Annotated in this window: 3 protein-coding genes; all 3 read right to left on the bottom strand. The window is 47.5% G+C overall.

The window, feature by feature from the left end:
• Positions 1-12: 12 nt before the first annotated feature.
• The 3 genes from BN8908_RS11800 to BN8908_RS11810 are packed head-to-tail and all read right to left on the bottom strand — an operon-like array spanning position 13 to position 16,126.
• On the bottom strand, positions 13-6,849 hold the full coding sequence (locus tag BN8908_RS11800) for a T9SS type B sorting domain-containing protein (protein ID WP_068690743.1): 6,837 nt from the start codon (positions 6,847-6,849) through the stop codon (positions 13-15).
• The gene (locus BN8908_RS11805; protein ID WP_068690745.1) at positions 6,827-13,654 is read right to left on the bottom strand and encodes a hypothetical protein; all 6,828 of its coding nucleotides are present in this window, start codon (positions 13,652-13,654) and stop codon (positions 6,827-6,829) included. The genes BN8908_RS11800 and BN8908_RS11805 overlap by 23 nt, the downstream gene beginning before the upstream one ends.
• A 12-nt stretch (positions 13,655-13,666) precedes the next feature.
• Positions 13,667-16,126: a hypothetical protein gene (locus BN8908_RS11810; protein ID WP_021988040.1), complete on the bottom strand. Its 2,460-nt coding sequence runs from the start codon at positions 16,124-16,126 to the stop codon at positions 13,667-13,669.
• Between the last annotated feature and the right edge of the window lie 98 nt (positions 16,127-16,224).

The following is a 16,224-nucleotide window of genomic DNA, read 5'->3' on the forward strand; positions in this document are numbered from 1 at the left end:
TTTTATACCCGTTTAGCGCGAATATCTCCCGAGGTTCATATTTTTCCGGATCTCTACCCATCCTTTCAATATCTCCTTATTACCCAGATCGATCACATAAGTATAAATTCCGTTCGGCAGGTTGAAGTAGGCCACATAGCCACTGTTTCCCTGACCCGATCCATCCCAGTCGTTGTTGTAATGGTCAGCCCTGAAGACGACCTTACCGTAACGGTTGTAAATCGTCACTCTGTGTTCCGGGTAATCAGCCAGGAAATCGAGCTTCCAGGTATCGTTCAAACCATCCCCGTTCGGCGTAATGATATTCGGAATAAAGAAACGGTCTTTGTCTTTTACCTGAATGTAAACATGCCCGGTTTCCGTTGTTCCCGTATACTTATTATAGATCACATACGTCACTTTCTCCATACCGATGAAATCACGATCCGGAATGTAATTGAACTTCCCGTCAAGTCCCATCGAAACCTTACCCGAACCGGTATAACCGCCCTGGGCGATAGAGAACTCTTTCAGTTCGTCACCCGGTTTAAACAAATCCAGATTACGGATACGTTCGTCCCGATAGATCACTACCAGCGTATCGCGGGCCGAGTTGTTGAAATCGATCTCCAGAATATTGGACATGATCTGGTTCTGGCAAATCCGTTCTCCTTTCACACCCAATTGTATCTTATCGCCTTGTTTAAAATCGGAAGAAATCCATTCCTCTTCCGTTTCGCTCGGTTCGATCAGATTATTGACATACCAGGTATAAGACGGATCCTTGATCGGCATTTTCGTAATATCCGATTCGATGATGATTTCGTCTCCCTGCACTTTATTTTCGAGGTCGGCGAAAATCACTACGGCCGGATCCTTGATAACCTTAATCTGTTTAGCTCCGACAAATACGGTATCCTGTCTGAAGCAAACTTCATCCGAAGGCGTCAGTACGCATTTGATCCATACGTCGTTTTCATCCAATACCGTCTTGGCATAATATTCGGTTCCGAGGTTCCAATAAGGTTCTCCGATACTGCGTGTCCATTGGAATTTAGGATGCTCTCCGGCATTTTTCCAACGGGCTTCCAGGTAAATCTCGTCATTGGCACAAGCCAATGTATCCTCGCTCCAGATTGAGAACTCCGGTTCTACGATCTGTTTTACCTGCAAGAAAGCCGTATCGGCATATTCTCCCTGGCGGGTACAGATTTCAGGAGAAGGAGTCATCACCACCTTCATCCACGTATCTTTTTGTCCCATCTTCATCACTACCCGGTCGTTCTTCAAGCTGACCACTTCGTTGGTCGAAGGCTTTTCCGTCGACAGATCGAAAATATCGTTATACCATTTATAGGTCGGGTTCAAACCTGCCGTTTGTTTCGGATCGTCTATCCAACAAGTTACCGTATCTCCCGGACAGAACATTCTGGACGGATCGACGGAAGTCATCATCTTCCAGTCGAGTTCGGTATAAGCCGTTGCCTTCAAGCGCAGATAACTCTTACATACCGTATCACAGGCTCCGTCGATATAAGCGCACAAGGCTATGGTAATATTATCCTGCCAGGAGGCGGGCGGTACCCAACTCAATACACTGGAATCGGAAATAAACACCATTTCTCCCCAGCGGCCGTCATCGGTAGATAATCCGTCTACCGTCCATTTATACACGGCACTTCCCAGATCGGCATCCGGATCGTCGAGAATCAGTCTGGCACAGATGGCAATCTTTGTTCCCGGACAATACCAGCCGTCAATTGCCACCGTCGGATCGGTTTCCGGACGGATACCTTCGCACATATCCCATTCCAGGTCAAGGATATCGAAACATTCTTTCACATATAGCAGGAAGGTCGTATCGGCAACACCGCAATCATTGGTAACGATACATTGCAGCTTCGTATCGTTCCAACTCATCGGCACGCCGGTCAGTGTCAACGAATCGGTACGCGAGCCGGATACACCGGGCTGGTCGTCATCGCCGTCATAAAGAGTCAGCCAGGACGAACCGGTCCACCGCTGCCATTCGTATCTCAGATCCTTACCGGTAGCCTTGACTGCAAAAGTCGCATTCTTACCGATGGCGATACTACGTGTCGTACGGGAAGTCGATACAATCACCGGCGGCTCATTTACAAGCACCTTCACCGAAGCGGTATCGGTACAGCCGTTTACGGTTTCCTTACCGGATACCACGTATTTTATCGTTCCTCCCACATTCGGTATATCAAAAATATCCGTTCCCGTCTTTCCGTTGTTCCAGGTAAATTCCGTAGCCGATCCTCCGGCTGTCAGGAATACGGTATCTCCCAGACAGATCGTTTCCGGCGAAGCATTGATCGTCACCGTCGGTCTCGGGATTATCGTCACATCTACCCTGGAGGTTGCTTCACATCCCCGGTCTGACGTCGCAGTAACCGTATAGGTACCCGATGTCGTCGGGAAGAAAGGCCGCCCGTTCACGACATTCGGATCATCCCATTCGAAAACCGTATTTCCCAATTGGGCGGAAGCCGACAAGGTCAAAGCATTACCCTCGCAAACAGTCTTCGTATTTCCGCCGGCTATCGTAATAACCGGAGTCGTATAGAACAAAGCTTCCAGATTTTCAGGCTGTACGTAGGTCGGTAAAATTTCCACCCCGTTTTTAAAAGCCTGGAAGTTCTGTGCAAAATAAGTATCCTGACCGCTCAACGGAATATTGTAGGTCCAGGGACCCGTTCCTTCGAAAAGTACATCCAGACCGGCATTATTCCTCAAATGGAAGGAATAGGTCGTACCTCCCGTCGCTGTCATTGTCAGTACCATATCCCGGCCCGATTCGGCACACTCTTTCGCCAGTTCCAGACGCAGCAAAGCCCCGTTTTCCGGTTGTTTTACCGTCACGCTTACATCCTGGCTCACCGAACATCCATTGTTGTTCGTCAACTTAAGGGTAAAACGCGTATTATCCGTCATCGGCTTGGTATATACCGGATTACCGTTCGGAGAAAGCAAAGCTCCCCGGTCGTCCGTCCAGGCGCAGGTTGCATTGGTCGGATCAACCGTACCGGTCAGTTTCAACTCGTCTCCGAAATCCACCACCGTTACATTGGAAGCACCGCTCGTTACATTATCTACCGCAATCGAAGTAATCGTCGGCTTGCCATATATGGTAACAAGAATATCCTTATACTGTGCCGGTGCGGGATCGGTGGCCGAATTATCCGTCACATGTATCCTTACCCGGTGTGAACCGACGGATGCAGATTGCACCGTCGTCGTCTGTCCGGTAGAACTGGACAACACGATATCTCCGCTAAGTACCTCCCAGCGGTAAGAAAGACTACCCGATCCGCCCGTTGCCGAAGCGCTCAGCCGGATATCTCCGTCTCCCTCACAAGCCTCTGCATCAGCCGCAACAATAACAATATCATCCACTTTTTCCTGTACATTGATCACAATAACCGAATCTATACTACAAGTGCCGAGGGCCGCCTCCACTCTGTAATTATAAGCCCCTGCAGCCGTAAATTGTCCTGCCGTAATCTGGGCATAGCCCGTACCGCCGGTTTGTGCTCCCTGTACCGGACCTCCCGGGATCCAGTTTACCGTAGCCGTACCCGGATTTACCGTAGCCGACAAATTCACGGTCGTACCCACTTTCGCCGTTTGCGGGGAAGCCGGCACGGCAGTAAACACAGGAACAGCAGCCACCGTTACCGTAAAATCATCGGCAACGACATTGCCTTTGGTATCTTCAACTTCCAGATGCACGGTATAGGTGCCGACCGGAGTCGTAGCTGCCACTGTAATATACTGATGATCGGCTGATTCGGTGAAATTGAAATTCGGATCGGCACACGTCCAGGTATAACGGACATACGGTTTCACACCTCCGGTTATATTTCCGACAGAAGTCACATTCAACGGCATTCCGAAACAGACCGAAGCATCCGGGATATCCAGTACGAATTCCGTACCGGCTACCGGCACACAAGCCTCTTTATAATCCGGACATTTCCCGTCAGCATTCGTCACCGTCAGTTTAAAGCACGTCGAAGCACTTCTCGACAACGCCACACTCTCTGCCGTCAGTTGATCGGCTGAAACAGACTCTACCAAAGCCGGCGGAGTCCAGTCGTAAACAGTACCGGCAGGCAGGTTTGTCCCCGTTGCCACTACCGACACCTTACTACCCGGCAATACGGAAGTTCCGTCGTCCGGAATCAGGTTGCCGTTCTGGAATATTCCGATCGTAGCGAGCTTGGGCTGTGCACCGACCGTAATATCCACAACGGCCGACTCTACAGTCTGAGCTCCCTGTTTAATCTTCACTTTTACTTTATATACACCCGGTAGGGTTGCCGCTGCCAGTTTCGGCTGAACAGCACTCGGATCGTCAAACGTCACATCGCCGTTCACAGCAATCCATTCGTAAGTAATAACTCCCCCCGTTCCTCCACCGGGAGTACAGGACAATGGAGTATCCGAACCGGCGCAAATGTATGCCGGATTCAATAAAACGGTCAACGCACCGCCGGTAGTCGTATAATTGATCGTACCCGTACCCGGGCAACCGAACTGATCGGTAACCGTCACTTTAAAAGAACCGGCCGATGTCAAAGCTTCCGTCGTCGCGGTTTTATTCGTATTTACACCGTCAATACCGGCTGTACCCGTCGCTTTTACCCACTCGTAAGTATCCGCATGCCCGGCGGCGGCTCCTGTGCCCGGATTGAAACTCGGCGTACAATCCAACGCTCCCGCCGAACCGTAAGGTACACTCACCGGAGAAGAAGTACTTCCGTTCAGCGAAGCAATAACCGTTACTTCATGTCCGACATAAGTGACACTTCTTTTTTCACTTTTACAATTGTTACCATCGACGATTTGTACTTCATACAGATTGTCGCCGGCCTTTAATGTTGCCGAAGCTTTCGTTTGGTCGGCCTTTTTCGTAGCCCCCGTCCAGTTATACGTCAATACTGCCGAATTATCGATCACCGTTGTCGAAGCAGCACCGCCGTTAGCTGACAATTCCACGGCATCTCCTTTACAAACCTCTGTAGAAGTAACCGTAACATCCGTCAAAGTCGGTTTACCGTATACCTTAACCGTTACCTCTTTTTCCTTGGAAACGCCGTTACCGTCCGTGATTTTAATCTTCGCTTTGTAAGTTCCCGGCGCCATTGTCGTCGGAACAGAAGTATTTAATGTATTCGTACTCGTAAATGTCAACCCGTCGGAAGAAGACCACGCATAAGTAACCGGAGCCGGCAAAGTTACACCGGCAGTCGTCGTGGGGGCCAAATTGATCTGAGTTCCTGCACAAGCCTTGGCATCGGCCAATGTAATGTCCCAGGTCGTACCGGCCTTGATCGTAAAGGTTGTTGTTGCACTGGTAGCAGGACATCCGTACTGGTCTTTTACAGTCACCTTATAGGTAGACGTCGCATGGATCGGGTCGGTCGTAATACTGCCCGTTCCCTGCCCGGAAGCGATTGCCGCTCCGGTAGAAGTCCAGTTCCAGGTCGTAGCATCTACGGTACCGGTCGCCGGCGTTGTCGTCGGGGTTGCCGTCAAAGTCTGCGTCACACCGTCAGCCACCTGTATCGATCCGGTTTTATCCAGGGTAACACTGATCTTATGGCCTTTCAAAACAGCCGCTGTAGAAGAATTTGATGTACAAAAGTTATCTTTGGCTTTTACCGTATATTGCGAACCGGCTGCATTTGTGGCAACACTACTGTGTTGTACCGTTGCAGAACTGGTCGGCGTACCGGCAGTTGCTCCTGTCCATATATAAGTATAACCGGCATTCGGGGAAGTCACAGCCAGGGTCGTCGAACCTCCGTCTTCCACACAGACATCCGCTTTCGCCGGAGCCGTAATAGCCGGAGCAGCCGGAGCCGTCTTTTCACCTACCGTAACCGTTGCCTCGCCCGGACAACCCGTTGTATGCGTTCCTTTTACCTTATAAACACCCGGCTGATTTGCCGTAACGCTACCGGCACCCGCAATAGCTGCACCGTCTTTTTCCCAGGCATAGGTATAACCGCTGGGCCCGTTTGCCGTAAGGACAACTGTCGATTTATCCGATCCCCCGCTACAATAGTAAGCGTCCGCCCCATCTTTTTGCGTATTGGGCACTGTAATTGATATAGTAGCAGCCGCATTAACAGTAACTTTATATGTCTTAGAAGCAACTATATTTCCTCCTCCATCTTTCAAATTTGCAGTATAAGTACCACTCGTTATAGAAGAAGGAACATTTCCTGTTGTCGTTGCACCAACAGCACCTGCTGTTGTAATTCCTCCACCCCAATCAATCGTATAACTAGCAATATCAGCAGGAGCATCAGTGATTGTAGCAATCACCGTTTTTCCTGTCTCACCTGCACACATTGTAAAATCAGGAATATTTATTGTTGGAAGCGTTGCCGTAAAATTCAATGCACAGAACATTACATAATCATCTGAACTCATTGAATTAATAGGAATTGAGGCACTCGTTGTTTTATTATATAAAGGATGAGCCGGATTTGTAACCTTTATCGTTATATTGACGACATCACCGAGAGAAAGGGACCCCCCTTTAGAAGCCATGTCTGTCATCGGGTCAAACATTATAAACACCTGGCCTCCTTGATTATCCATTAACCAAAAAGTAGACTCTGCATTTGTAACTGTTACCCCCTTATTTTCCATAGTCCAAGTCACATCCCCTTGAGTCAAAACAGAACTTCCGGTCAAATCTGTGCCCGAACTACAAATAGTAAACGTGAAATTCAATTGTGCAAAAGCCCCTACTGTAATTATGCACAAAAAGAAGACCAATAAACATTTTTTCATCACGCTGATATTACTTCCAATTAATACTGCCATTAAATGCCGCCTTCAATTCCATTTGCAATGGCAATAAAGGTATTAAACTAAAATCACCTAAAAATACTGTAGATGTTACATATCGTGCTGCATTCCATCCCTGATTATCAAAACCAAAATAACGTACAGTACTCAAATCTACAACCTCATCTAACACTTCCCTAGCCATCAACATTGCAGCTCTTGAAGGTTGTAAAAAGACTAAATTATTATTCCCTTTACTCGTTGCATTTGTTTTGTTTACAGAAAAATCATAAAGACTCGGCAACTTACCGTACTGCATAAACTGACAATTTATTTTTGGTTCAATCTGAATAACAGTCCCTTGTACAATTGTAAATGAACCTATAATAATCGAACCAGCCGGATTTGTTGTTCCAGACCATCCTTGAGTACTATAATTAAACGTTCTTACAACACTAAACTTAGATGTCCACAATTTCAATAAATCTCCAGAAGTCGGATATCCCATTTTTGTAAAATCAAAATAAACCGGAACTAAATTATTTGAGGTTTTACCAGAAGTTGTATTCTTGTTTATGTCTTGCAAATAATATCCAACCGTATCACTTGTCGTCGGACTATCCCAGGTACGTCCTGCAATAGTTCTTCCGGCTGTAGCATAATAGAATTCCAATGTATCCATAGCCGGTTCTTTCCACAATTTATCCGTGATGTTTATAGCCCCCGGCTCTTTCTTATACACCTGATCACCGGTAAAGCGGTCGGTCAGACAATACGGATCCCATTTCCGGCTCCAGATAGTATAGTTGTCACCGCTACCGCCGTCCAGATATAATCCGGCGTTCACAAAACTACCGTCAACCGTATCGATCCTTAAAGTCGGTGCCTCCGGATAGAGGTATACCGGCATGGTATCGCGGCTTTGGCAGGTAGCTACTTCCTTATTGGCGATAGTCAGGAAAACGGAATCGTCCACAGCCACGTTTCTGACAGTAGCCGTTTGTTTATTGCTGGCTGCCGTAATGTTAGCATGTAAAGCCGTCCAATCGACATCCGAATTGGTTGTCGTATAATGCGAGTTAACGGCATCCAGATAAACGGTTTCCGATCCGTTTTTCTCCACCATTGTATAAAACAAAGGTGTCGCCTCTCCTGCCGGATTCCAGCCTGCAATCCGGGCAGTCGGCCTGTAGTACAATTTACCCGTATACTGGCCGCTTGCTTTACAACCGCCACCGTTAGGCGTTACTTCGACCTTCAGCGTATATCCCATCGAAGGTGTTGTAAATTCCATATCCTGAACAACATAACAAGTATCTGCCGATCCTCCGGCCTTTGTCTTCAAATAAGGCGCACCTGCGGTCAAACTCCAGCTATAGTTGGCATTTTCTTTCGTCTTCGAATAGAGAATGACCTGTCCGCAGCTATCGGCAATCTGCAAACCTTCAAACTTCACGCCCGGTTGCACATCCGCATCGATCTTCAATGTATCCGTACGGCAATAACCGGCGGTTTTAGCTATGACTTTCAGGTTATAATGAACCCCGGTTTCATCCATTACATCCGGCCAGGTAAAGGTGTTACCCGTAACCGTCTCATCGACAACCCCGTTGACAATCCACGTATACTCAGCTCCGGAGGAAGGGGTCAGTTTTACGACCACATCGTTTCCGGCACAACGGTCACCCGGATTTTGTTCCGTCAACGTCGGTGTCGTACCGTCGATAACCGTTACTATAGCCCGGTCGACAGCCTTCATACCGACAGCATTTTCGACAATCACGGCATAAGTATATGTACCGGCCGGCAACGATTGGTTGGTCGGATTGAAAATCACACCGGGTGTATTTTTAACGTTCAGGTTATCATCGCCCATCCAGGTATAGGTTTTATCACCGGTTACCGAAGACCAAACCGTCGCATAGATATTCAATTCGTTACCGATACAAACCGTATCCGGTGTCGGCCAGGCCTTCACCATCAGATTATCCTGCCGGTCGGCGGGATCCAGTACATTGATGACATCTACATTCACGATAGCCGGAGCACTGACACATTTGTTCCGATCTACACCGTAAACCGTATATTGCTGCGAAGCATTCAAAGCAACCGTATAAGGCGACGATAGTGTACTTTCTCCACTGGCCAGCTTATCTTCCGGACTCCATTGCCATTCGGTGATTACCGCACCGTTCGGATCGACCACCAAAGCCGTACGCGACCCAGTCGGAATCTGCAGATCGATACCCGTAAGCGTAGGAGCCGTATTCGTACCTTGTTTCAATTGAGTCGGAACGCCCGCTGTAGAACCGGTTTTTCCTCCACATTCCACTTCCACATGATATTTGTCCGTCTCATTCGGGTTCATGACAACCAGTTCCTTACCGGTTTCTCCCGCCATCAAGATTCCATCTTTATACCATTGGTAGGTAACATTGTCAGCCGTTACCCCTTCCCCTTTCACCGATGCGGTAAGCACACCGGCCCCGTTTATACAATAGTCGCCGTATTTCGGTGCTACCGTTACATACAGGCTGCCGTCGTTCACCACGATAGAACGGGTTATTTCATCCGACGGACAACCGTTTCCATCGGTCACCGTTACCTGAAAATCATAGGGATGAGAATCGGCTGAAGCACCGCCCGCCAGATTTGCCTCACTGCTGGCAGCAGGAGGTGTACCGGCAGCATTCGCTTCATCCGTATAGCCCGGTGCATTCGGATTGACCGGCGTAGAAATATGTTTCCAGGTATAGGTATAAGGTGCTTTTGTGGTCGTCGTCACTTCGGCCGTCACTTTTACCGTCGTATTTGCATCAACAAATTCAGGAGTCGAAGAAGCCGCCCAGGCAATAGCCGGTTGCGGATAAGCCGTCAACGGCACTTCCGCTACATTGCTGGCAGGACATCCGCCGCTTGCAGCCGAAGCCGTCACCCGTACCGTCACCAAAGAGGTCGCGCTAACAGCATGTATATAGGTATCAACATCCCGGGCCACGACCGCACCGTCAGCATACCATACATATCCCGACAAAGCGATTCCGTTTTTCTCCGTTACTTTCAATTCCGTACTGCCCGAACAAAGCGTATTTTTACCCCCGGCAGTATTATAGCCGGCCAAAATCAATTCCGGCGCCGTTTTATCCGAAACGGTCACAACAGCCTTATCGACAGCCGTTACCCCCGCTCCGTCTTCAACCAATACCATCAGAGTAGCCGTACCGTTGGCCGATACGTTCATCGTCCAATCCGGAGTTGCCAACGCAGCATTCGACAAAGTTCCCAAGGTCGTGGTCCACTGCCATTTGCTTATCGCCCGGTCACCCGGAGTAACGTCAGCCGACAACGGCACCTTACTGTTATGACACAATAGGCCGGGTGCGTTCATATCCACGGCCAGATCGTAAGGATCTGCCGTCACACGGATTTCCACCTCATCCGGCAAACTCGTACATCCGGCAGCATCGGTCACATAGGCCGAAAAAGTCGTAGCACTGTTCAAAGCTTTCGTCTGCGGATTAGCCGTTGTCGCATCGGCGACAAGATTATTTCCGTCCCACCAGGTCCAGGAAGTAATCCCGTTGCCTTCCGCCAGCACTTCACCCAGCAGATAAGTAGAAGTACCTCTGGCAATCGTCCGGTCAGCCCCGGCTGAAATCTGCGGGGCCTGAACAGCTCCCGTCACATTTACGGTCACCGTATCCCTGCGGATTTTCGGAGAAGCTGTATTTCCATCCTCTACCTTTACAACAATCTTATCGCCATCGGATAAGGGAGTCGTAATGATCAAACGGTCGAAACCGGCACCTCCGTCGATAGCCATCTCTTTCGGTCCTTCGATCGGAGAAGATTCACTGCCCGCTTTATACCAGGTCACCCGGTACGGCGCTTTTCCTCCGGTAGCCCTCGCGCTCATGATAGCAGCTCCGCCGGCACAATATTTCACCTGATCGGATGCCAGTGTCAGCAACAAGCCGTTATCGGTAGCGTTGCGGTTTACGATTTCGGATAATTCTTTCGGACATCCGTCGTTCGTCACTTTTACTTTAAATTCGTATTGGGCCAATTCTGCCCCTTCCAGTTGGAAATTATTCGGATTTGTCGTTTGAGTAGCCGAAGTCATCGTTCCTCCTGCCGGAGAAAGCCACTCGAAAGTATAATCATTCGAGGTCGTCGAATTGGAAGCTATAGCACCCGCTTTCAACACCTGACCGGAAACATAGGTTGCCGCCGGCTGGGTAGACCATGCCAGATCGAACCCTTTCACTTTCAGCGGTAAACGGGCATTCACCGTATCCGAATAACACCCTTCCAAGCCACTGACATTAATTGTCTTCGCTCCTACCCATACGGTATAATCGCCCCGTTTATCGAGTTTCAGTCCGGGAGTCGTCGAAGTCGTCATCGTCACCGGTTTATTCGGTAAAGATTCATCCCGCACAAACCAATAATAGGTAGCGATATTCGGGCCGGCAGTTTTAACTACGCTCAGGGTATTTCCTTCACAGGTAGCGTTACCGACCAGATCGAATTTCAGTTTCGGATCTTCCAGGTTCGATAAATTGATCACCGCTTTAGCCGTTCCCACAACCTCCGTATCGGTATCCTTTACATACAGTGTCTGTGTCAACACTTTTCCTTCTGCCGGAATCAGGCTCTTGTTGGCTTCAAAAACCATTTCCTTATTTTTATTAGGATAGCCGATTGTAAATTCATTCGTTGCCCAGGTATAATCATAATTTCCGCTTCCGTTCGACACTTCTGCCGTCAAACGGATTTTACCATTGGCACAAACGGGATTACCCGCTATTTGTATCGTTATATCCAATGTCTTATCAGACAACACGACATGCGAACTATCCATCGACACACAACCGTCGGAGTGTGAGGCATATACAAAGAATGTCGTCGCCTGCGACAAAGCCGAAGTCGTCGGGAACTGCGCCGTATGGGCAGACCCGGTAAACCATTTCTCGGGTTTCCAGTAATAGCTGTCGATGTTGTTTCCATTCGCTCCCAAATCGGCAGGGCCTCCACCCAGGGGTATGTACACCGGATCCCAGGCTTCTACGATATCAGCGGTATAAATCGATCCGGAAGCATTCACCTGCAAATCGGCACTCTTTATCATGCCTCTGGCACTATATACCCATACCTGATATGTTCCTGCCACAGTCGCTGCAAAAGTACTTTTCAAAGCCCCCGGATTTTCATCCCGCAATACTTCTTTATAGGTATTATCCGCTTGTTTCTGATACCATACATAATACAGCACAGACTCTCCGGCACAATTAGCTGTCGCCACAGCATCTATCAGAGCAACACCGTTCGCACAAATCCGAACCGGATTTCCGGGATTGAAATGATCCTGCAAAGCCACCGTAAGTCCACAACCGGCAGATAACGTATAAGTTTCCGTCAGCTCGGTAGAACAACCGGCACTATTGGTTACGGTAACCTTTACAACATAAGAAGCTGCCGTCGCACTCTCGATCTGGCAGGAGTTGCCGCTACCGGCAGATACCCCATCGATGGTCCATGCATAGGTATAATCGACATTATTCGGTACACTGAATGTAATATTGTCACCGGCATAATATTTCTTGTCTATCAGCGAAGCCCCGCTTGCCACAATAGCTGAAATGCCGGAAACGACAGGAGCAGCTACACCCTGCAAGGTAATATCGGCAGACACCGGACAATTACCCGTTACCGTGGTTGCCGTAAAATGATAAACCGTAGACGTGGTTGTCAAACCGGTTGTATAGGTTAACGAAGTAGCCAAAGAGGCAGCACTCGCATCTTTAGTCCATTTATAAGAAGAGGCATTCAGTAACGAACCGACGGCCCCCCCGCCCACTTGCTGTGGAGTCAGAGTTACAGACGTATTCACACATTCATCAGTCGTACTCTTGGCAATCTCCAAGGCCGGTGCAGCCGTCACCGTTACGTTTTTACAAAACGGTACAGCTCCGGCTACCGAAGACTGAGGCGTTCCGCAAATTTCATAAGTGCCGCTGGCCGATGTTCCCCAAGCAACAGAAGCCAATTCTTTGGAAGCTCCGACCGTAATCGTACCATCGGTCGATATTGCTCCGTTCTTTTTTAATTCCCAGTTAATCCCCGTATAAGTACCGGTAACCGTCGCCGTGATTCCCTGAGTCGTCCCGGCACAAGCGTCAGCAACAGCCAGATCCGTTATTACCGGAGCGGATTCTGACCCGAGTTGGATGTCAGCATTTCCTGTCTGAACAACACATACCGCAGCACTTTGATCTGTCGTTGCTTCAGAAGATCTTGGAGGACCTGGTGTACGAAGTACTACTCCTGTTTTTCCTGATTTAGATGCTATTTTCCATTTTATATGCATAAAAAATACACCTTCTCCCGGAGCAGAAAATGTATAATAATTCATACTTGCAAAATTCATTTGCAAAAAATGAGGATCTCCAAATGAAGGAGCTTCTTCCAAACCACAGCTTTTAACATCTACATCAGCTTCCCACTCCTCTCCTATTGTATAAGTAAAATCTGATTTATTCGTACTTAAAACATTATAATTATAATCAAAAGCAAGAGTCACGATAGACAACCTTTTCCTTTCCGATGTCCATGCCTGATTAAACCATTTACCAATCCTGCTCAAATAAATATCAAACTCAAGATAATCCCCATTAACTGTCACATTTTGAATAGCAGTCTCAAGTGTATTATCCCATTCATTATTCCCGAATTTAGAGCCACACCAATCCGTTGGCAAATTTTCTGTACCATAAAAGGTCTGTGCTCCCCCTTGGAGTATCTGTATTACAAAAAATATTATAAAAAGTATCCTCTTCATAAATACTCGCTTTTAATATTGAGTCTTTTTCCCCAAATTATTTAAACATCTATTGTAATCAGATGCATTCACAACACCATCAAAATCAAGGTCAGATGGCCGATAAACATCACCTGTAGTGCTGCTCATATTAAATATAATCTCATTCGCATCAGGAACCGTTATAAAGCCATCTTCTGTAACATCTCCAACAAAAAGAGCAGCCCGTCCATCCGGTAATAAATACATAACAGGTATCGTTGGATCAGATACATACACTAAAGATACGTTTGTAAAATCAATCAATGGAGTTGCAGGTAAAGAAGCTACAGAAGTTTTAAGTTCTATTGGTTCTTTTGACATAACTCCTACATGATTTCTATGTGTTACAACAACATGATATTTTGTTTTAGCAAGATTTTTAAAAGTAACATACGGCTTACCATCTAAACTAAAAACAGTCCCATCTTGTCTAACAATTGCAGAAACTGAATCTACAGATTCAAACAAATTACCAATATTAGAAACATCTCTTAACTGAATATATATCCAATCTGTAATGTCCCCTTCTGTCGGTGTCGCAATTGAAGGCATTACAGCCACTTTCTGATCACAATATGGAGAAGTATAATATCCACTGGCATCTCGAGGAAACAAGGCTACCGGATAAGAAACCATCAAATTTGTCGAACTATAAGCAAACCCTCCTTCCAACAAAACTTTTAAACTCAAATAGTAGACATCACTTAAATTCACTACCTGCTGGAATTCCATCTGGCAATCGGTACCTTCTCCGATATTCATGGTATATTTATAGACCAGGGTATCGCGGCATCCGTCCGGATCGGAACAGGAGGCCGAAGGAGCCGTATACGTCTTTGCAGAAGTATTTATCGAACCGAGTGCCGGTTGTTTCAACGTATAGCTATCAAAACCGGGTCTTAATGTCATACTTTCTCCCGCTGACAGGGTCGTATCGGTCAGGGTAGCCACCAGAGTCTGGTCCTGGGGCAGGTCTTTTACATACAGGGTATCGTATTTCCGGTAAGAAGAACCGTTATTACATCCCGCTTCGGTAGAAATCGATCTGATCCACACCAATTTGTCGGTAAGTTCCTGTGCCAGTAAAACCGAGCCCTTATACAAACATTTGCCGTTGGGAGCGTTTTTCCCGTTTACCTTTTCCCAGGACGAAACGCGGTAGGTATCTACATCACTGGCTCCCAAAGCATCCTGCCATTGGTAGGTCACGTCCATATAACTCCCGATTATCTGGTGATCGGCATCGCAATCCGGTCCGAAGAAATAGAAAGACACCACGGCCCCGATACTGGGACATCTCATCACCGTATCGGTCCGGTCACTCGCCCCGATACCGGCAGGGCCATCGTCCCGCAGCGTCGGATCGGAAGAAGCGAACCAACCGTGAAGGCTGTCCCGAACCAAAAGCTGTGTTTTTTGATTGTCCGTACCGTTTGCCGTATTCGTCGAATAACGGGGCGCTCCGGACAAAGAGGCATCCGACAATTCACATTGGAAATAAATACTGTCCATGGATATCGGCACATTGAAAATATGCAGCGTATCCACCCGCTCCAAACCGTCGTTGGCACAGGTAATGTGGTAACGAAGTTTTCCCCATTTCGAAGTATTCAGGAAATCGGCTACATGCACTTGACCGGAAACCAGGTTTCCGGTAATATTACTTGTAAATTTAGCTGCATCGTTCGGATTGCCGTTGTAAGCTCCCACACAATCCGGGTCTTCGGCCATATACCAGGCAATCTTCAGTTTGTCCCCGGACGAATGTCCTTTGGCCCAGATTTTGGCATCCCCGCCTTCACATACCCATTGTACATGGGAATTATCAACCAGTATAATGTCTTTTTGAGGATTGAGTCTGATATTTCCATCCAAAGCAAGGATAAGGGGCTCCCCTATCGTCGATTGACCGCCCGTAGCTTTTACATCCCATTCCAAACCGGGATTCTGATTCGGATTCGTCATCTTCAAACGCACCCGGCACAACTCTACCGGCTGGTTGTATAAAACGGACACCACCCGCATATTGCTCATGGGGTTTTCTTTCGGACTGACCTTGATGGAAAAACGGTAAGCATAATAACGGGCTTCGATATTCATCAACGCAAAGCCCCCCGCCGTATTCAGATCCAAATCCGCATGTTTACGTACAATCTGAGGTGCCACATTCTTATCGAACACGACATCTTCCAACCAAAAATTAAGGTCGGTATTCCCCAATAATGTATCCTGTATTCCATTGTCTCCGACCCAACTTTCATTCGTCCGCCAAAACATTACCGAATACTCCAAAAAATCCCCCTCGATTTTGGCGCTATCGATCTTAAAAGTCAATGAATCGGTATATACAGCCGCCTCTGTCTTTTGGGTACAAAACAGAAGAACGAGCAGGAACACACTGATCCCTAACCACTTGCATAAAATCCCCTTCATCACATTCATATTATACATTACAAAGTTAATATATTTTTTGTAAAAAAACTTTTTTTTACATTTTTTCTTAAAATTAACCTACCCGATTTTGAAGCCGGACTGTTGCTTTAAACCGG

It is taken from the genome of Culturomica massiliensis, assembly GCF_900091655.1.
GTDB lineage: Bacteria > Bacteroidota > Bacteroidia > Bacteroidales > Marinifilaceae > Culturomica > Culturomica massiliensis.